The organism is Variovorax sp. HW608 (assembly GCF_900090195.1).
In the GTDB taxonomy this organism is placed as follows: domain Bacteria; phylum Pseudomonadota; class Gammaproteobacteria; order Burkholderiales; family Burkholderiaceae_C; genus Variovorax.
The window spans coordinates 100,236-117,257 of record NZ_LT607803.1 but is presented as its reverse complement, the minus strand read 5'-3'; the positions used below and the strand labels follow the sequence as shown (position 1 = coordinate 117,257).

Below are 17,022 nucleotides of genomic sequence, written 5' to 3'. Positions count from 1 at the left end.
TACCCTCGCGCAGCGGCGCTTCGGGATTCGCCTACGGGCGGCCCGGCGGCTCAGGCCGCCTCCAGTTCCCTGAAGCATGCGAGGACGGCGGTGGTGCCGGACGCCTCGATCGCGCCGCAGCGCCAGTCGGGCGCCTCGTGATCCATGTGGGCGCAGATGTCGTCCCACGACTGCGCGAGCGCGGCCCATTCGGCCACGCCGGGTTCGGACACGCGCTCGGCCAGCACCGCGAGCGCCTGCCGCAGCGAAGGCACCTGTTCGATCAACAGACGGCAGCGCCGGAATGCGCCGCCATCGCGCGGAAAGTCGCGCGGCGTGCCGCGGTAGCGGTGCGGACGCACGCCGGTCAGCAGCAGGAAGAGCGCGAGGCAGGCCGGTCCGTGCTCGCCCGCGGCCAGCCAGCGCAGCGCGTCGGGGTCGAGCCGCAGCGCGGCGCGGCCGAGCCGGGCGCGCACGCGCTCTACGGCCGCCGGGGTTTCGCGCCGGCGCAGGCGCGCGAGCGCGCCCGGCAGTCCGATGACGGCGGTCGCCTCCAGCATGCGGGCGGTGTCGGCGTGGAGCACTTCATGGTCGCTTGCCTGCTGCACCAGCGCGAGGAACTCCGGCAGCGGCATGTGGCCGTAGACGACCCTGCACCCTTCGCGCATGAGGATCCGGTAGCTGGCGTCGCTGGCGGCAGTCGTGGTCACTCCGCTCTATCGGCAGGAACGAAGCCGGAAAACAGGGTGTCCGGCGAAGTTCTTCAGCAAGAGATCACGGTTTTCGGTGATGGCGCGGCGCGGCGAGTGTTTGTATCTTTGCGAGTTGCCCTGAAGGGCCCCCAAAGAAGAAGCCACCTGGAAGTGACATGCAGCCCGAAGTCGAGATCAGCAAACGCGGAGAGAAGAACTTTGTCGCCTACGTCGGGATCGGCGACGGAACGCAGCGCTACGCGCGCGAGGGCCTGCAGTCGATCGCCCATTGCCTGCGCGATGCGGCGGCGGCGCTGGGCACCGAGTTCCGCTTCGCGACCGTGAGCTACGAGCGCACCCGGCTCGGCAGCTATCCGGTCGCGGTGATGGCTCATCGCGCGCACGACGTGGAGGAGGAGCTGGTGCTGAAGCTGGCGAAACTGCGCGCTCCGGCCCGGACCGGTTCTGGGGTGAACGCGCCCTAGTCGAGCACCTTCTGCGACGCCGCATAGATCGCCGCGACGATGGCGATCACCGCCATCACCTGGAACCCGTCGAGCGAGGCCATGAAGGTGGCCTGCTGTTCGAGCATGCGCGCGAGCGACGCCAGCGCCATCGCATGCGCCTCGCTCGCCGCATGGCCGGCGGCCTGGAAACCGCGCGTGAGCATGTCGAGCGACTGCATGAAGGCGGCGTTGCCGAGGTTGGCCGATTCGCCAAGGCGCGTCTCGTGCAGCGCGGTGCGGTGCTGCTGCAACGCGATGACGCTCGCGGTCGCGAAGGAGATCGCGAGCTGCCGCAGCAGGTTCTTGAGGCGGTAGCTGTGCGCGAAGTCCTCCCCCTTGAAGGCGCGGAAGGTGACGCCGGCCACCGGCAGCATCACGAAGAGCATCATCAGCCCGCGCAGCAGCAGCGGCCCGACCAGTTGCGCGCGGCCGGCCTGCGGCGACATGCGGGCCAGCCAGAAGCCCGCCACGGCGGCGATGACGAAGCCCGGCACCACGAGCCAGCGCTTGCGCGTCACGCGCGACGAGAACTTCATGTAGACGAACATCATGAGTCCGCCCGCGAGCGACATCAGGCCGGTGAAGTAGCCGGTGTCGCCGACGGTGAACCCGAGCCCACCTTCCATCATGCGCGGCAGCAGGTAGCTGAAGCCGGTGGAGAGGTAGTAGTAGACGACGTAGAGCGCGAGCCCGACCTGGAAGCTCGCCACCCGCAGCCCCTGCAGCCGCACCAGCGGCGCGGGATGCTGCCACTGGTGGTACCCGAACCAGCCGAGCCCCCCGAGCCCCGCGACTGCGAGGCCGATGAGCGCGGGCGAGCCCGAGAAGAGCTCGAAATGGGCGCGCGTGAGCACGACCTGCAACGCTGCCTGCGCCAGCGCGAAGACGATGTAGGCGAGGTAGTGCGGTTCGGTGCGCTCGTGCGGTGCGACGTCGCCGATGTCGGGCAGCGTCCACAACGCCAGCGCGCCCGTGGCGACCGCGAGCGGCGCGGTGCAAAGGAAGAGCGAGCGCCATTCGAAATGCGTGACCAGCCAGGCGCCGATGATCGGCGCCAGCGCGCCGCTGAAGATGATGAGCGCCATGAAGGCCTTGAGCGACTTCGCGCGCCGCTGCAGCGGGATGCCGATCTGCACCAGGATGCGGCACGCGCCGAGCATCGGCCCGACGAAGTAGCCCTGGAGTCCGCGCGCCCGCATGAGCTGCACCGAGGTGTCGCAAAGCGCCGCGAAGATGCCGCCGGCCGCGAAGGCGAACATGCAGACCGCGAGATAGCGCCGGTAGCCGAAGCGCTCCACCCACGCGTGCTGCTGCAGGATGCCGAGCACCGCGCCGAGCGCATACGCGCTGGAGGCCCAGACCAGCTCGTCGGCCGAGGCGCTCACGCCGCCCGCGATGTAGCTCGCGAAGAAGGCGAACAGCGCGTTGTCGAAATAGTCGATGCCCGTGACGACGGCGATGACCCAGGGCGCCAGCGCCACGGCGGCGACACCGCGCCGCGGCAGGGCTGCGATCGGGCTGGCCGCCGGCGCCGCGCTCATGACGGCATGGCCTTGCGCAGCGCGGCCTTGCGCTCGGGCAGTTCGCGCCGGCGCTCTTCGAGGATCGCTTCGAGCGACTCGCCGCCCAGGCGGCGCTCGACGTAGTCGATGTCGCGCCGCAGCTGCGCCTGCATCGCGGCGGCTTCCTTGAGCTCGCGCCGCACTTGCTCGACGCGCCTGTCCAGCGTCTCGAGCTGGGTGGTCAGCGTGGCCTTCAGCGCCTTGAGCGAGCTGTTGGACAGACGCGGCCGCCCGCCCTCCACCGGCGCCTCGAAGGGCTGCTGGAGCATCGCGGTGATGGCCGTGAGCGAGAAGCCGAGCGAGCGCATGCGCAGCACGCGGGCGAGCTTGTCGAGGTCGGCGGCCTCGTAGAGGCGGTAGCGGCCCTCGCTGCGCGCGGGAACGACCAGGCCGAGCTCCTCGTAGTACTTGAGGGTGCGCGGCGTCACGCCGAGCCGGTCGGCAGCTTCGCGGACGGTGATGGAACCCCTGGCATCGGTCATGCCGCCATTCTACCAGAACGTGTACGTGCACGTACATGTTTGGGCGGAACACCGTCTTCCGGCGGCCGCGCCGATATGATCGGCCGGTCATTCCCAACGCCGAGAAGAACCGCCATGCCCGACTACCTCCCCTCGTTCGTCATCACCTGGGCAATCACTGCCCTGTCCCTGTGGGTGGCCAGCTATCTCTTCAAGGGGATCCAGTTCGAGGGCGCGGGATCGATCATCATCGCGGCGCTGCTGCTGGGCTTCGCGAACGCGATCGTGCGGCCGCTCCTGATCCTCCTCACGCTGCCGCTGACCTTGCTGACCTTCGGGCTCTTCCTGCTGGTGATCAACGCGCTGATGATCCTGCTGGTCTCCGCGCTGGTGCGCGGCTTCAAGGTCTCGGGCTTCTGGACCGCGCTGTTCGCGAGCATCTTCATCTCGATCCTGAGCTTCGTGATCAGCGCGACGATCGACGGCGGCTCGCCGGAAACGCGCATCCAGATGCCTTCGGAAGGCAAGTGGCTGTAGGCCTGACCAGGTCAATAGGCGCCGAGGACCACGTTCGTCGGCCTGCCGGCGACGAAGTTCTGGATGTTGTCCATCAACTGATCCGTCAGCGCTTGCTGTGCCTCATCGGACGCCCATGCCACATGCGGCGTGAGTATCACGTTGTGACGCGAAGCTGCGCGCATCAGCGGGTTGTCGGACGCTGGCGGCTCACCGTCGACGACGTCGAATCCGGCGCCGCTGATGAGCCCCGCGTCGAGCGCCCGCACCAGATCGGCTTCGTCGACAAGTCCGCCCCGCGCGGTGTTGACGATCAGCGGGCGGCGCTGCATGGCTTCGAACTCGGGCATCGCGATCATGCCGCGCGTGTCCTTCGTCAGCGGCGAATGCAGCGTGATGACGTCGCAGGTTGCAAGCACCTCTTGCCAAGGCGTGTATAGCGGACCCAGCCCGCTCTTGCCCTTGTGGGCAGCGAAGAGCGGCTTCATGCCGAAGGCGCGGGCCAGTTCGGCGACGCGCTGGCCAAGCACGCCTTCGCCGATGATGCCCAACCTCGCTCCCGCGAGGTCGCGGATCGGGTGGTCGAAGAAGCAGAACTGCCCGGATTCCTGCCAGCGGCCGCGGAGCACCGATTCGCGGTAGGCGACCAGGTTGCGCCGCAGCGCGAGGATCAGCGCAAAGGTGTGCTCGGGCACCGTGTTGACGGCATATTCGCGGATGTTGACGACCACGACGCCGCGCGCCTGGCAGGCGGCCTTGTCGACGCAGTCGGTGCCGGTGGCCGCCACCGCGACGAGGCGCAGTGCAGGCAGGCGTTCCAGCGTGGCCGCGGTGATCGGCACCTTGTTGGTGATGGCGATGCTCGCGCCCTCCAGCCGCAGGGCGACCTGGTCGGGCGCGGTGAACGCATGTTCCACGTACTGGTGCTCGAAGTCCGGTCGGCGCAACCGGATCTGGGGTGCGATGGTCGCGCGGTCCAGGAAGACGATTCTTTCCATGTCGGTGTCTCTTCAGTTTCCAGATTGCAGCAAGCGCATCGCCTCGGCGGCCACCGCCGCGGGCACGATGCCGAAGTGCTCGTACAGCTCGTCGGCGGGCCCGGACGCGCCGAAGCCGGTCATGCCGATGAAGCCACCGCGCTCGCCGAGGTAGCGGTCCCATCCGAAGCGCACGGCGGCTAGGCCGAACTTTGAGCTGCGAATGAGCGCAACCCCTTGATCCTGCTGAGTTTGTTCAGCGAGGCTGGGTGGGCTTACTGGGTACAGGCGGGATTGACGGCGAGCAGCTTGAAGGCCTTGTCCTGCAGCGGCGTGGGCCGCGTGGTGATGACGATCTTGGCGTTCGGATTCAGGCTCGTGTGGGTGATGTTGTAGGCGAGCGTGGCCAGGTCCTGCAGCAGCGTGCGCAGGCTGTGCAGCGGCAATCCGTCGCTGGCGTGCTTCGATGTGTCCTTGTCGCGGGCGTGCTCGGAGCGCACCGCCTTGGCGACCGGAGAAGCCCGCTGGCCTTGGGCCTGCTCGAGGAACTCATCGTCGAACAGCATGGGCTTCAAACGCTCGCGCAGGTGCCATTCGACGTAGTAGGCGAGCATGCACAGGAAGACATGCGCGCGAACACGCTCGGTGTTGTAGTGGAAGACCGGCCGCACATGCAGATCCACCGTCTTCATCGAGCGGAACGCGCGCTCCACCTGGGCCAGGCTCTTGTAGGCGGCCACCGCCGAGGTGGCATCAAGCTGCTGGGCGCTCAAGCTGGTGCGGATCACGTACAGCCCGTCCAGCGCGGTCTCGCTGGCAATCGAATCGACCTTGCGCCGAAACGCGAACGTCGTCTCGGTGATCGTGAGCTCGAAGTGCTTGGCCACGTTGAAGCGGTCGATGAGGCGCCCCACGCGCAACGCGATGGCCTGCTCGCCGCGCAGCGGCTGGCGCGCACGCTGCGTGGCCGCGGCGATCTTGCCCAGATCGGCCTCGGTGGCCGCCAGCAACTCGCCGCGCTTGCGTGAGCGCTCGGCCGCCAGAAGTGGGTTGCGGCACACCACGAGCCGCTCGCCGGGAAAGTGCTCGCTGCTGACTTCGATGAGATTGCGCTCATCGAACAGCGACGGCTGGAAGGGCCCGAGCTCGGCGGCCAGCTGCGCGATCTGCGGCGCGCGCAGACTGCTGATCCAGTCCATGCCCTGCGGCTTGAGCACCTGCTCGATGCGTGCCGAGGTCAGCATCCCGCGATCGCCCACCCAGGTGATGCGTTCGATGCCAAAGCGCTGCTTGAGCTTGGCGACCTGCTCGGCCACCGTGGCCGGGTCGCCCGTGTTGCCGGCGAACACTTCGACGGCGATCGGGCAACCATCGGCGGCGCAGACCAGCCCGAACACGATCTGTGGATCGTCGCGCTTGCCGTCGCGCGAGTGGCCGCGCGCGGCCAGCTCGCAGCAACGCCCCGTCAGCCAGGTCGAGGTGAGGTCGTACAGCACCAACGTGCTGCCGGCCAGATGCTTGCGCGCCAGTCGTCGCTCGATCGCCGGCTGCGCGCCGTGCAGCCAGTCCAGCGCACGGTACAGATCATCGGCGCTGCACTGGCCCACGCCCAGCACGCGGCCCAGCGAGTGGGTGGCGGTGTCGTCGTGCAACATGCGATGCGTCGCGAGCTTGGAGCCGGGCGTGAGCACGCGCGCCACGAGCATGGCCAGCAACAGTGCGCGCAGGTCCTCGGGCGCGCTGGCAAACCAGGCCGGCGCGTCGCATTGGCGCGCGGCCGCCAGCACGGCGGCCACATGGCCGTGGGGCAGGCTGCGCTCGATGCTGAAGACCTCCTGCGCGTCGGGCACGGCCACGCCCCCGCGCAGCAACACCTTCAAGCCCTCTATGACCTCCGCACTCAGGCTCGACAGATTGGCCAGCGTGCGCTTGCGCACCTTGCCGTCTTCGCGATAGGACTCGCGCAACAGGATCGCGGGGGGTGAGTCGCGGTTGGGGACGGCCTCGATGTACATGGCTTCATGTATGGATCACGAATCGAGGAAATTCAAGTACAAAAATATCAATTTACATGGCTACATATTTGCACACAAAAATAGCCGAAACCCGCGCCACGCTTGGGCTCCGGCTACTTCATGTGCTCAAAGTTCGGGCTAGGGTTCCCCCATGGCTTCCATCCCTCCCTTCGTGAACCTCCAGGCCTTCGAGGCCGTGGCCCGCCGCCGCAGCTTTGCGCTGGCCGCCGCCGAGCTGCATCTCACGGCGTCCGCGATCAGCCACCAAGTGGCGCGGCTCGAGGCGCACCTGGGCGTGCGCCTGTTCGAACGCAGCGCGCACGGGGTGCGCCTGAGTGCCGCGGGCGAGCAGTACCTCACGCGCGTCAGCGGCGCGCTGCAGGCCATCGGCGCGGCGAGCGACGACCTGCGCCAGGGCGTGCGCAACAGCCTCTATGTGCACTCCACGCCCAGCTTCGCGAGCTTGTGGCTGCTCCCGCGCCTGGCCGCCTTTGCGCAGGCCTATCCCGACATCTCGCTCAACCTGTCGGCCGCGCACACCCACAGCGACTTCAGGCTCGGGCAGGCGGACATCGACATCCGCTATGGCGTGCCGCAGTGGCCCGACCTCGTGATCGAGCCGCTGTTCGAGGAGAAGATCGTGCCGCTGGCGAGTCCCGCCTTCATTCGCCAGCACCGCCTGAAGCGTCCGGAGCAGTTGCTGGATGTTCCGCTGATCCAGAGCAACGTCAGCGTGGTGCAGTGGTCAGACTGGTTCAAGGCCCACACCAACCAGCGCGCGCCGGAGCGATTCGTCCTTCGCTTCGACCGCGCGATGATGTCGCTCGACGCCGCCGCGCTGGGCCTGGGCGTGGCGCTGGAGAGCTACACCATTGCCGGACGGCACATGGCAGAGGGAAAGCTCAAGCCGATCCTGAGCCTGGACAAGGCGGTCCCCATCAAGGCGCACTTTGTCGTGTACCCGGCACGCCATGGGAAGCGCGCACCGGTCGAGGCGTTCCTGTCATGGCTCCATGGCGAGGCGGCAAGGAATGGCTGAGGGCGAGGGCTGAATGACCGCACATGCACCCGGACACCCACGCCGGGCAACTGCGTCAGCGTTCCACCCGCGTGAGCATCAGGCTCGCGGTGTTGCCTTCGCGGTAGGTGAGCACCGGGTACGCCCGGTCGGTGATGAAGAGCAGCTGCCCGTCCTTGTCGAGGATGCGCGCGGCGACGTTGTAGCGCATGCGCGGATCGATGCGCGCAGGGTCCACGCCGAGCTCGAAGGCGATGGGCACCTGCCTGCCTTCGGCGCGGATGCGCTGTTCGGCGAGCACGGTGGCGGCCGCGTCCATGCGCGAGACGTCGAGCAGCTGCACCACGATCTCGGCGGACGGATCGAGCGCGATGCGCTCGCGGTAGGCGACGGTGCCGCTCACGCGCAGCGGCTCGGGCTTCGGCGGCGGCGGGTTCGCCGTACAGGCCGCGAGCAGCGGCAAAGCGACGACGGCGGCGGCGATGGACTGGAGTGCGGCGCGTCTTTTCATGCGCCCTGATTCTGCACGCGCGTTTTGGCGTATTGCGCCGCGAAGGCGACGTACCAGTCGAGGCAGCCCGGGTTCGCCATCGCCTCGCGGTTGACCACCTTCTCGATCGGCTGGCCGAGCAGCAGCTTCTTGATCGGCAGCTCCTGCTTCTTGCCCGACAGCGTGCGCGGGATCTCGGCGACCTGGATGATCTCGTTGGGCACGAAGCGGGGCGACAGCGAGGTCTTGATCGCGTTCCCGATCTTCGCCCGCATCGCGGCGTCGAGCGCCACGCCTTCGCGCAGCACCACGAAGAGCGGCATGTAGCTCTCGCGGCCGAGGTATTCGAGGTCGACCACCATCGAATCGAGCACTTCGGGCAGCCCTTCGACCGCGCTGTAGATTTCGCTGGTGCCCATGCGCAGGCCCTGGCGGTTGATGGTGGCGTCGCTGCGGCCGTAGATGATGCAGCCGCCGTCCTCGCCGATCCGGATCCAGTCGCCGTGGCGCCAGACGCCGGGGTAGGTGTCGAAGTAGCTCGACAGCAAGCGTGCATTGCCTGCGTCGCCCCAGAAGTACAGCGGCATCGACGGGATGGGCTTGGTGCAGACCAGTTCGCCGACCTCGCCGATCACGGGCTCGCCGTTCTCGTTCCAGGCCTCGACTGCGGCGCCGAGGAAGCGGCATTGCATCTGGCCGGGCACTTCGGGCAGCTCGCGGTTGCCGCCGACGAAGGCGCCGCAGAAGTCGGTGCCGCCCGAAATGTTGTACCACCAGACCGCCGGCGAGCCGGCCGCGAGCACCTGTGCCGTGCCCCAGCGCTGCACCTCTGCAGGCAGCGGCGAGCCGGTGCTGCCGAGCGCGCGCACGCGGGAGAGATCGCCGCAATCCTTGGCGACGAGGCCGGCCTTCATGCAGTTCGCGAAGTAGGCCGCGCCGGCACCGAAGAAGGTCACCTCGTGGCGCGCGACGAAGCGCCACAGCACGCCCCAGTCGGGCTTCTCGCGGCTGCCCGCGGGATTGCCGTCGTAGATGCAGATGGTCGCGCCGAAGGCGAGGCCCGAGAGCTGCGAGTTCCACATGACCCAGCCGGTGGAGCTGTACCAGTGATAGCGCTCGCCGTAGTTGTTGGCGCTGTAGCTCGGGCCGAGGTCGTGGTGCAGGCCGCAGGCGTACATGTTGACGAGGATGCCGCCCTGCCCGTGCACGATGGGCTTGGGCAGGCCGGTGGTGCCGCTCGAATAGACGATCCAGATCGGATGGTCGAAGGGCAGCCAATCGGGCTCGAAGGCGGCGGCTTCGGCATCGGCGCGCGAGACGGCGTCCTGCCATTCGGCGTCGGCCTCGACGCGCGCGGCGGCGAAGGGCGTGCGCACCAGCAGCAGCTTCTGCACGCTGGGCAGCGCGGCGCGCAGGTCCTCGACCACCGCGCCGCGGTCCTGCGGCTTGCCGCCGTAGTGGATGCCATCGACCGCGATCAGCACCTTGGGTTCGATCTGGCGGAAGCGGTCGACCACGGCCGCCGTGCCCATGTCGGGCGCGCACACGCTCCACACCGCGCCGAGGCTCGAGCAGGCGAGGAAGGCGACCAGGGTCTCGGGCACGTTGGGCATGTAGGCCGCGACGCGGTCGCCGCGCTGCACGCCGAGTTCGCGCAGCCTGAGCGCGACGGAGGCCACCTGCCGCCGCAGTTCGGGCCACGAGATCTCGCGCAGCTCGCCGAGTTCGTTGTCGGCGACGACCGCGAGCATGCCGGCCGCGTGCGCCGCATCGGCGTGGCGGAAGACTTCGCGCGCGTAGTTGACCTGCGCGCCCGGGAACCACTCGGTGCCGGGCATGTGCGTGTCGCCGAGGACCCGGCTGTGCGGCGTGGGCGACTGCACGCCGAAGAAGTCCCAGATGCTCTGCCAGAACGCGGGCAGGTCGGTGGTCGACCAGCGCCACAGCGCATCGTACGAATCGAAGGACAGGCCGCGCTGGTCGCGCAGCCAGTCCTGGTAAAGGCGGATCCGGGGGATGAAGGGGGCGGGTGTCGGGGCGATCTTGTTCACTTTTCGAGCCTAGCGCGCGAACGGGCCCTCCTTCAATGCGGGAAAGCGCAAAGGATATGCGCACGGCAGGGGTTGGATGCCTTGCCTGCGTCATCGGAAAGTGGTGTACTTTTGCATTCCTCCGTGCCGCTGCCGACGGCCGGTCGCGGCGGGGTGCCAGCATTCACCATCAACTTGAAGGAGCGGATATGTCACTGCGCATCAACGATGTCGCGCCCGATTTCACGGCCAACACCACCCAGGGTCCGATCAAGTTCCACGACTGGATCGGCGACAAGTGGGCGATCCTGTTCTCGCATCCCAAGGATTTCACCCCGGTCTGCACCACCGAGCTGGGTTACATGGCGAAGATCGAGCCCGAGTTCACCAAGCGCAACGCGAAGCTGATCGGCCTGAGCATCGACCCGACCGACGCGCACGACCGCTGGTCGAAGGACATCGAGGAAACGCAGGGCTACCTGCCCACGTACCCGATGATCGGCGACACCGACCTCGCCGTCGCCAAGCTCTACAACATGCTGCCGGCCGAAGAGCCGGGCACCTCCGAAGGCCGCACGGCCGCCACCAACGCCACGGTGCGCTCGGTCTTCATCATCGGCCCGGACAAGAGGATCAAGCTGATGCTCACCTACCCGATGACCACCGGCCGCAACTTCGACGAGATCATCCGCGTGCTCGACTCGATGCAGCTCACCGCCGCCCACAAGGTCGCGACGCCGGTCAACTGGAAGCAGGGCGAGGACGTGATCATCGCGGGCTCGGTCTCCGACGACGACGCGAAGAAGCTCTTCCCCGACGGCTGGAAGGCGCCGAAGCCCTACCTGCGCGTGGTGAAGCAGCCCGGCTGATGGTCTTCGAGCAGATCGCCACCGGCGGCTGCCAGTCGTACCTCGTCGGGTGCGACCAGACCTGCGTGGCCGCGCTGATCGATCCGGAGCTGAGCCAGATCGACCACTACATCGCGCTCACCGCGCACGACGGGGTCCGCATCCGCTACCTGATCGACACGCACACGCATGCCGATCACTTCTCGGCCACGCGCGAACTCGCGCGCCGGCTGGGCGTGCCGGTGGTGATGCACCGCGCGAGCCCCGCGCCCTTCGTCGACATGCGCATCGGCGACGGCGAGATGGTGGTGCTCGGCAAGCTGCGGCTGCAGGCGCTGCACACGCCGGGGCACACCGCCGATTCGATGTGCCTGCTGGTGGAGGACAAGATCTTCACCGGCGACACCCTGCTCATCGGCGCGACCGGCCGCACCGACCTGCCGAGCGGCGATCCGGAACAGCTCTACGACAGCCTCTTCAACAAGGTGCTCAAGCTCGACCCCGCGCTCAAGGTCTATCCGGCGCACGACTACAAGGGACGCAGCCATTCGACCATCGGCGACGAGATCGCGACCAATCCGCGCCTGCAGAAGCGCGACCGCGCCGAGTTCGTGGAGATGATGCGCAACCTCAACCTCACGATGCCCACGCACATCACCGAGGCGCTGCGCACGAACATGAGCGGCGGCAAGACGGTGGCCAGCCTGCTGGCCGAGGCGACGGCGGCGGTGCCGTTCATGTCGCTCGCCGAGCTGAAATCGCGCGTCGAAGCGCAGGAGGACGACCTCATCGTGCTCGACGTGCGCGAGCGCGATGCCTATGAAGGGGGCCACATCCCCGGCGCCCGGCTGCTGCCGCGCGGGCAGCTCGAACTGCGCGTGAACCAGGACCTGCCGGACCCGACGCGCCGCATCCTCGCCTGCTGCGAGCTGGGCTACATCTCCACCCTGGCGGCCGCGACGCTGCGCTCGATGGGCTTCGCGCGCGCGGTGGCGCTGGACGGCGGTATGAAGGCGTGGCGCGAGTCGGGCTACCCGCTGAAATCCGGCAAGGAACCCTGAGCCGCGCCAGAATCAAGGCGTTCGGGTCTCATCGCCACGACCCCAAGGAGGACGCCATGAACCGAGCCCTCGCGCTGCTTCTCGCCTGCGCGGCACTGGCCTCGTTGGCGGCCTGCGAGCCCAAGCCGCAGGCGCCCAAGGCCGCAGCGGCAGACGTCGCGCAATCCAGCCGCGCATGACGGTTCGCGGGAGAGCCGCCCTGCGGCCTGGCCGCCTATCTGGCCCGCTTCGGCCGGGCCTTCGCAGCGCTGTTGAGCGCGATCGCTGCCTGGATGAGCGCCTTGAACGCGCCCGCGTCCACCGTCTCGCCCTCATGGATGTCGATCGCGCGCCGCACCTTGCCGTCCAGGCTCGAATTGAAGAGCCCGGCCGGGTCGTCCAGCGACGCACCCTTGGCGAAGGTGAGCTTGACGACCGACTTGTAGGTCTCGCCCGTGCAGAGGATTCCGTCGTGCTCCCAGACGGGCGTGCCCATCCACTTCCATTCCTCGACGACGCCCGGGTCCGCCTCCTTGATGAGCTTGCGCATGCGGGCGAGCGTCGCGCCGCGCCAGTCGCCGAGCCCGGCGATTCTTTCGTCGATCAGCTGGGACGGCGGCGGACCCTCGGTCGATTCCGGCTTCGTCATGCGCGACTCCTGTCGATGCAAAGCGGGCTACTTTATCCGGAGGAGCCGCTCGATTGACACTGCCTTTGTGGCCGCGCACCATCGTGCGACCGTACGGAGGTGACCCATGAGCGATGCCTTCCGCGATTTCGAGCACGCCGGCTGGGCGGACCCGGCGGTGTGCGCGAGCTACGACGACCTCCTCTCGGGCTTGACGACGCAATCGATCGCGCCGCTGCTCGACGCCGCGCAGATGGCCACGGGCAGCATCGTGCTCGACGCGGCCTGCGGCGCCGGCTATGCGGCCGGTGCGGCGCTCGCGCGCGGGGCCGAGGTCGTCGGGATCGATTTCTCCGCCGAGCAGGTGCGGCTCGCCGCGCGGCGCTATCCGGCTGCGAGCTTCGTCGAGGCCGACGCCGGCAGCCTGCCGTTCGAAGCCGAGCACTTCGACGCGATCGTGTCGAACTACGGGGTGCTGCACTTTCCCGATCCGCCGCAGTTCTTCCGCGAAGCCTTGCGCGTGCTCAAGCGCGGCGGACGGCTCGCGTTCACGGTGTGGGAGGTGCCGCAGCAGGCGCGGCTCTTCGGCGCGGTGCTGGAGGCGATCGCCTCGCTCGGCTCGCTGGAGGTCGGCCTGCCGGTCGGGCCGGCCATGTTCCAGTTCGCGGACGCAACGACGAGCGAGAAGGCGCTGGCCGAGGCGGGCTTCGCCGATGGCGTGGTGACGCGCCTGCCGCAGAGCTGGCGCGCGGCCTCGGGCGAGCAGATCCTGCTGGCGGTCAAGACCGGCACGGTGCGCACGCGCGGCACGCTGCAGCGGCAGCGCGCCGAGGTGCTCGACGCGATCGACGATGCGATCCTCGACGCGCTGGAGCCCTACAGGACGGAAGGCGGCTACGAAGTGCCGATGCCCGCGGTGCTGGTGGCGGCGCGCAAGCCCTGAGGCCGCGGGCGCTACATTCAGCGCATGCCAGAACCGAGGGTCCGCCTTCTTCACAACCTGCCGCACCTGCTGCGCCGCGCGCACTTCGAGTGCGAGGCCGTGTTCTCGGAGGTCTATGGCGATGCCGTGACGCCGCGCCAGCTCGCGCTGCTGGTGGCGGTGCAGCAGCGGCCCGGCGCTTCGCAGCGGCAGATCGCAGAGGACATCGGGCTCGACCTCAACACCTGCAGCGACCTCGTGGTGCGCACGGTCGGCAAGGGGCTCCTGCACCGCGACCGGTCGCCGCTGGACGCGCGCAGCTTCTGCCTGTGTCTGAGCGACGCAGGCCGCCGGATGCTGCAGGAGAACGCCGCGAAGTCCGCGATCTATGTCGACGCCGTGGCCGCACGGCTGAGCGAGGCCGAGCGCGAGCAGCTCACCGGGCTGCTGCGCAAGCTGCTGGGGTTCGAGGCTTGAGCCGCCGTCAGTAAGTCTCGAGGTGCAGGCGCCCTTCGCGCTTGAGGGCGGCGCCGATGGTGTCCCAGTCGAGGCCGGCTTCGGTCGCGATGTCGCGCAGCGCGAGCACCACGCCCTCTTCCATGCTCTTGAGGCCGCACACGTAGAAGTGGCTCTGGCCGTCCTTCAGCAGTTCGGCGAGGTCGGCCTTGCGCTCGCGCATCGCATCCTGCACGTAGCGCTTGGGCTGCGCCGGCGTGCGCGAGAACGCGAAGTTGATGTCGATGAAGTCCTTGGGCAGCGTCTGCAGCGGGCCGAAGTACGGCAGCTCCTGCTGCGTGCGTGCGCCGAAGAACAGCATCAGCTTGCCGCCTTCGAACTTGCCGCTCTTGCGCAGGCGCCGGCGCCACTCGGTCATGGCGCGCATCGGTGCGCTGCCGGTGCCGGTGCAGATCATCACGATGTGCGACTTCGGGTGGTTCGGCATCAGGAAGGAATTGCCGAAGGGCCCGATGACCTGCACCTTGTCGCCGACCTTGAGGTCGCACACATAGTTGCTGCACACGCCGCGCACCGGCTTGCCCTGGTGGTCCTGCAGCACGCGCTTCACCGTCAGCGAGACGTTGTTGTAGCCGGGCCGCTCGCCGTTGCGCGGGCTGGCGATCGAGTACTGGCGCGCGAAATGCGGCTTGCCGTTGGCATCGACGCCCGGCGGGATGATCGCGATCGACTGGCCTTCGAGCACCGGGAAGGGCATGCCGCCGAAGTCGAGCACGATGTGGTGCGTCTGGTTCTCGTAGCCCGCCTCGGTGCAATTGAAGTTGCCGACGACGGTCGCGGTGGTCGGCGCCTTCGGCGGGTAGAGGTTGGTGTACGCATGCGCGGCCGACCATGGCGGCACGGTGGCGCCGTACTGGGCGGAGTTGAACGCCACTTCGCCCGGTGCGGATGCCGGCTGCGGCACCGCGGGGGCGGCGGCTTGCAGCTGCACTTCATCGGCCGCGCCCAGGCCTTCGGCTTCGAGCTGCTCCGGCGTGAGTTCGGCCGGCAGTTCGTCCCAGGTGAACTGCTCCTCGATCGAATAGGCGCGCGCGGCGGGCATGGTGCGCCAGTTGTCGATCGAGCCGGTCGGGCACGGCGAGATGCAGGCCATGCAGCTGTTGCAGACGTCGGCACGAACCACGTAGTTGCGATCGTCGTGCGTGATCGCGTTGACAGGACAGGTCGCCTCGCAGGTATTGCAACGGATGCAGATTTCGGGGTCGATCAGGTGCTGCCTGATCACCTTCACTTCAACGGCCATGTCCATCGTGATTCTCCTTGCTCGCCCCCAGGCTGCGCGCACTTCGTGTCGCTTCGCCAACCCCCTACCGGGGGCAACACCAGCGGCCCGGCAAAGCCGGTTCCGCGGTGTTCCTGGTGGGCCTTTGTCAATTGTTCAGCCAAACCTTACATATTCGAAATCGACCGGCTGGCGGTTGATGCCCATGACCGGCGGCGCAATCCAGTTCGCGAACTTGCCCGGTTCGACCACGCGGCCCATCAACGATGCCACGAAAGCGAAGTCTTCGGGCGTCGGCAGCCATTCGCCCTTCTTGGCGTTCCATTCGGCCTCGCTCACCACCCGGCCTTCGGGCGACATCTTGATGCCGGCGAGCGCGCCGATCTGGCGGTTGAAGGCCTTGTGCGGCACCGTGAGGCGGGTCGGGATGCCGGCCTTCTCGAGCACCTTGTTCCAGCGGGCGACGCCGGCCATCGAGTCCTTGATGAAGTCGTCGCGCAGCACTTCGTTGAGCGCGTTGAGCATCGGCACTTCCTTCTCGACGAGCTGGCCGTTCTGCACTTCGAGCACCTTGTAGGTCTGGCCCTTGAGCACGTGGTCGTCGGTGCGCTTGCCTTCTTCGTAGCGGCCCTTGAGGCCGGAGCTGTAGAAGATCGCGGCATTGCTCGACTGGTCGGCGCCGAAGAGGTCGATGGTGACGCTGTAGTGGAAGTTCAGGTAGCGCTGGATGGTGCCGAGGTCGATCGCGCCGGCCTCGCGCACCTTCTTCGGATCGTCCGTCTTGAGCTCGTTCATGACCTGCGCGGTGCGCTGCAGCACGCGCGAGACGCCGCTCTCGCCGACGAACATGTGGTGCGCTTCCTCGGTCAGCATGAACTTGGTCGTGCGCGACAGCGGATCGAACGCGCTTTCGGCCAGCGCCGAGAGCTGGAACTTGCCGTCACGGTCCGTGAAGTAGGTGAACATGAAGAACGCCAGCCAGTCGGGCGTCTTCTCGTTGAAGGCGCCGAGGATGCGCGGGTGGTCCTGGTCGCCGGACTGGCGCTGCAGCAGGGCCTCGGCCTCTTCGCGGCCGTCGCGGCCGAAGTACTTGTGCAGCAGGTAGACCATGGCCCACAGGTGGCGGCCTTCCTCGACGTTGACCTGGAACAGGTTGCGCAGGTCATACTGGCTCGGGCAGGTGAGGCCCAGGTGGCGCTGCTGCTCGACCGACGCCGGCTCGGTGTCGCCCTGCGTGACGATGATGCGGCGCAGGTTGGCGCGATGCTCGCCGGGCACGTCCTGCCAGGCCTTCTCGCCCTTGTGGTCGCCGAAGTGGATCTCGCGGCTGGCGTCGCCCGGATTCAGGAAGATGCCCCAGCGGTAGTCGCGCATCTTCACGTGGCCGAACTGGGCCCAGCCGTTCGGATCGACGCTCACCGCGGTGCGCAGGTAGACGTCGAAGTTGGTCGAGCCCTCGGGCCCGACGTCGTCCCACCAGTTGATGAAGTTCGGCTGCCAGCTCTCGAGCGCCCGCTGCAGGGTGCGGTCTTCGCTCAGGTTGACGTTGTTCGGAATCTTCTCGCTGTAGTTGATCGTGCTCATGACTTGTTTCCTTCCG

Annotated in this window: 18 protein-coding genes and 1 pseudogene; 8 read left to right on the top strand and 11 right to left on the bottom strand. The window is 68.0% G+C overall.

The window, feature by feature from the left end:
- Positions 1–50: 50 nt before the first annotated feature.
- The gene (locus VAR608DRAFT_RS00555) at positions 51–689 is read right to left on the bottom strand and encodes a hypothetical protein (protein ID WP_088952289.1); all 639 of its coding nucleotides are present in this window, start codon (positions 687–689) and stop codon (positions 51–53) included.
- 158 nt (positions 690–847) lie between these two features.
- Here VAR608DRAFT_RS00555 and VAR608DRAFT_RS00550 point away from each other — a divergent pair, with 158 nt between their 5' ends.
- Positions 848–1,156 (top strand): hypothetical protein, encoded by a 309-nt coding sequence (locus VAR608DRAFT_RS00550; protein WP_088952288.1) that lies wholly within the window; start codon positions 848–850, stop codon positions 1,154–1,156.
- On the opposite strand, the gene VAR608DRAFT_RS00545 is transcribed toward VAR608DRAFT_RS00550, so the two are convergent.
- Entirely contained in the window at positions 1,153–2,718 is a 1,566-nt protein-coding gene (locus tag VAR608DRAFT_RS00545) for an MFS transporter (protein ID WP_088952287.1), read from the bottom strand. The genes VAR608DRAFT_RS00550 and VAR608DRAFT_RS00545 overlap by 4 nt on opposite strands.
- Complete coding sequence (locus VAR608DRAFT_RS00540; protein WP_088952286.1) at positions 2,715–3,221, bottom strand: MerR family transcriptional regulator; 507 nt, start codon at positions 3,219–3,221, stop codon at positions 2,715–2,717. Before VAR608DRAFT_RS00540 ends, VAR608DRAFT_RS00545 begins: the two co-directional genes overlap by 4 nt.
- Before the next feature lie 114 nt (positions 3,222–3,335).
- Between VAR608DRAFT_RS00540 and VAR608DRAFT_RS00535 the strand changes: the two genes are divergently transcribed.
- Positions 3,336–3,737 (top strand): phage holin family protein, encoded by a 402-nt coding sequence (locus tag VAR608DRAFT_RS00535; protein WP_088952285.1) that lies wholly within the window; start codon positions 3,336–3,338, stop codon positions 3,735–3,737.
- A gap of 11 nt (positions 3,738–3,748) precedes the next feature.
- On the opposite strand, the gene VAR608DRAFT_RS00530 is transcribed toward VAR608DRAFT_RS00535, so the two are convergent.
- The 3 genes and pseudogenes from VAR608DRAFT_RS00530 to VAR608DRAFT_RS00525 form a co-directional block, all read right to left on the bottom strand.
- A complete protein-coding gene (locus VAR608DRAFT_RS00530; protein ID WP_088952284.1) occupies positions 3,749–4,714 on the bottom strand; it encodes a D-2-hydroxyacid dehydrogenase in 966 nt (321 codons plus the stop codon).
- 12 nt (positions 4,715–4,726) lie between these two features.
- Positions 4,727–4,894 (bottom strand): annotated as a pseudogene (locus VAR608DRAFT_RS36590) (transketolase-like TK C-terminal-containing protein); the annotation flags it as partial.
- A gap of 74 nt (positions 4,895–4,968) precedes the next feature.
- Positions 4,969–6,708: an IS1634 family transposase gene (locus VAR608DRAFT_RS00525; RefSeq protein WP_088952283.1), complete on the bottom strand. Its 1,740-nt coding sequence runs from the start codon at positions 6,706–6,708 to the stop codon at positions 4,969–4,971.
- 151 nt (positions 6,709–6,859) lie between these two features.
- On the opposite strand from VAR608DRAFT_RS00525, the gene VAR608DRAFT_RS00520 reads away from it, so the two are divergent.
- Positions 6,860–7,747, top strand: coding sequence for a LysR substrate-binding domain-containing protein (locus VAR608DRAFT_RS00520; protein WP_088952282.1), 888 nt, complete (start codon positions 6,860–6,862; stop codon positions 7,745–7,747).
- A gap of 55 nt (positions 7,748–7,802) precedes the next feature.
- On the opposite strand, the gene VAR608DRAFT_RS00515 is transcribed toward VAR608DRAFT_RS00520, so the two are convergent.
- Positions 7,803–8,237 (bottom strand): YbaY family lipoprotein, encoded by a 435-nt coding sequence (locus VAR608DRAFT_RS00515; RefSeq protein ID WP_088952281.1) that lies wholly within the window; start codon positions 8,235–8,237, stop codon positions 7,803–7,805.
- On the bottom strand, positions 8,234–10,258 hold the full coding sequence (locus VAR608DRAFT_RS00510) for an acetoacetate--CoA ligase (RefSeq protein ID WP_088958531.1): 2,025 nt from the start codon (positions 10,256–10,258) through the stop codon (positions 8,234–8,236). Before VAR608DRAFT_RS00510 ends, VAR608DRAFT_RS00515 begins: the two co-directional genes overlap by 4 nt.
- Before the next feature lie 197 nt (positions 10,259–10,455).
- Between VAR608DRAFT_RS00510 and VAR608DRAFT_RS00505 the strand changes: the two genes are divergently transcribed.
- From VAR608DRAFT_RS00505 to VAR608DRAFT_RS38200, 3 genes are read left to right on the top strand one after another with little or no spacing between them, the layout of a single operon-like run.
- A complete protein-coding gene (locus VAR608DRAFT_RS00505) occupies positions 10,456–11,115 on the top strand; it encodes a peroxiredoxin (protein ID WP_088952280.1) in 660 nt (219 codons plus the stop codon).
- Positions 11,115–12,155: an MBL fold metallo-hydrolase gene (locus VAR608DRAFT_RS00500; RefSeq protein ID WP_088952279.1), complete on the top strand. Its 1,041-nt coding sequence runs from the start codon at positions 11,115–11,117 to the stop codon at positions 12,153–12,155. The genes VAR608DRAFT_RS00505 and VAR608DRAFT_RS00500 overlap by 1 nt, the downstream gene beginning before the upstream one ends.
- A gap of 56 nt (positions 12,156–12,211) precedes the next feature.
- Complete coding sequence (locus VAR608DRAFT_RS38200) at positions 12,212–12,334, top strand: hypothetical protein (RefSeq protein WP_269458519.1); 123 nt, start codon at positions 12,212–12,214, stop codon at positions 12,332–12,334.
- Between the two features lie 35 nt (positions 12,335–12,369).
- Here the strand turns inward: VAR608DRAFT_RS38200 and VAR608DRAFT_RS00495 are convergent, their stop codons facing one another.
- Complete coding sequence (locus VAR608DRAFT_RS00495) at positions 12,370–12,783, bottom strand: DUF1801 domain-containing protein (RefSeq protein ID WP_088952278.1); 414 nt, start codon at positions 12,781–12,783, stop codon at positions 12,370–12,372.
- Positions 12,784–12,889: 106 nt separating this feature from the next.
- Here VAR608DRAFT_RS00495 and VAR608DRAFT_RS00490 point away from each other — a divergent pair, with 106 nt between their 5' ends.
- Together VAR608DRAFT_RS00490 and VAR608DRAFT_RS00485 are read left to right on the top strand one after the other, a co-directional pair.
- A complete protein-coding gene (locus VAR608DRAFT_RS00490; protein ID WP_088952277.1) occupies positions 12,890–13,705 on the top strand; it encodes a class I SAM-dependent methyltransferase in 816 nt (271 codons plus the stop codon).
- Between the two features lie 24 nt (positions 13,706–13,729).
- The gene (locus VAR608DRAFT_RS00485) at positions 13,730–14,161 is read left to right on the top strand and encodes a MarR family winged helix-turn-helix transcriptional regulator (protein WP_088952276.1); all 432 of its coding nucleotides are present in this window, start codon (positions 13,730–13,732) and stop codon (positions 14,159–14,161) included.
- A gap of 7 nt (positions 14,162–14,168) precedes the next feature.
- On the opposite strand, the gene boxA is transcribed toward VAR608DRAFT_RS00485, so the two are convergent.
- Both boxA and boxB read right to left on the bottom strand, forming a co-directional pair.
- Positions 14,169–15,449, bottom strand: a complete 1,281-nt coding sequence (gene boxA / locus VAR608DRAFT_RS00480) for a benzoyl-CoA 2,3-epoxidase subunit BoxA (protein WP_088952275.1) — start codon at positions 15,447–15,449, stop codon at positions 14,169–14,171.
- A gap of 129 nt (positions 15,450–15,578) precedes the next feature.
- Positions 15,579–17,006: a benzoyl-CoA 2,3-epoxidase subunit BoxB gene (gene boxB, locus VAR608DRAFT_RS00475; RefSeq protein ID WP_088952274.1), complete on the bottom strand. Its 1,428-nt coding sequence runs from the start codon at positions 17,004–17,006 to the stop codon at positions 15,579–15,581.
- Between the last annotated feature and the right edge of the window lie 16 nt (positions 17,007–17,022).

Excerpts from the sequence above, each read along its gene's own strand:
- VAR608DRAFT_RS00500 (WP_088952279.1), top strand. The coding sequence starts at position 11,115 with ATGGTCTTCGAGCAGATCGCCACCGGCGGCTGCCAGTCGTACCTCGTC.
- VAR608DRAFT_RS00545 (WP_088952287.1), bottom strand. The coding sequence starts at position 2,718 with ATGAGCGCGGCGCCGGCGGCCAGCCCGATCGCAGCCCTGCCGCGGCGC.
- boxA (WP_088952275.1), bottom strand. The coding sequence starts at position 15,449 with ATGGACATGGCCGTTGAAGTGAAGGTGATCAGGCAGCACCTGATCGAC.
- VAR608DRAFT_RS38200 (WP_269458519.1), top strand. The coding sequence starts at position 12,212 with ATGAACCGAGCCCTCGCGCTGCTTCTCGCCTGCGCGGCACTGGCCTCG.
- VAR608DRAFT_RS00520 (WP_088952282.1), top strand. The coding sequence starts at position 6,860 with ATGGCTTCCATCCCTCCCTTCGTGAACCTCCAGGCCTTCGAGGCCGTG.
- VAR608DRAFT_RS00515 (WP_088952281.1), bottom strand. The coding sequence starts at position 8,237 with ATGAAAAGACGCGCCGCACTCCAGTCCATCGCCGCCGCCGTCGTCGCT.
- boxB (WP_088952274.1), bottom strand. The coding sequence starts at position 17,006 with ATGAGCACGATCAACTACAGCGAGAAGATTCCGAACAACGTCAACCTG.
- VAR608DRAFT_RS00505 (WP_088952280.1), top strand. The coding sequence starts at position 10,456 with ATGTCACTGCGCATCAACGATGTCGCGCCCGATTTCACGGCCAACACC.
- VAR608DRAFT_RS00525 (WP_088952283.1), bottom strand. The coding sequence starts at position 6,708 with ATGTACATCGAGGCCGTCCCCAACCGCGACTCACCCCCCGCGATCCTG.
- VAR608DRAFT_RS00540 (WP_088952286.1), bottom strand. The coding sequence starts at position 3,221 with ATGACCGATGCCAGGGGTTCCATCACCGTCCGCGAAGCTGCCGACCGG.
- VAR608DRAFT_RS00530 (WP_088952284.1), bottom strand. The coding sequence starts at position 4,714 with ATGGAAAGAATCGTCTTCCTGGACCGCGCGACCATCGCACCCCAGATC.
- VAR608DRAFT_RS00550 (WP_088952288.1), top strand. The coding sequence starts at position 848 with ATGCAGCCCGAAGTCGAGATCAGCAAACGCGGAGAGAAGAACTTTGTC.
- VAR608DRAFT_RS00485 (WP_088952276.1), top strand. The coding sequence starts at position 13,730 with ATGCCAGAACCGAGGGTCCGCCTTCTTCACAACCTGCCGCACCTGCTG.
- VAR608DRAFT_RS00490 (WP_088952277.1), top strand. The coding sequence starts at position 12,890 with ATGAGCGATGCCTTCCGCGATTTCGAGCACGCCGGCTGGGCGGACCCG.
- VAR608DRAFT_RS00535 (WP_088952285.1), top strand. The coding sequence starts at position 3,336 with ATGCCCGACTACCTCCCCTCGTTCGTCATCACCTGGGCAATCACTGCC.
- VAR608DRAFT_RS00495 (WP_088952278.1), bottom strand. The coding sequence starts at position 12,783 with ATGACGAAGCCGGAATCGACCGAGGGTCCGCCGCCGTCCCAGCTGATC.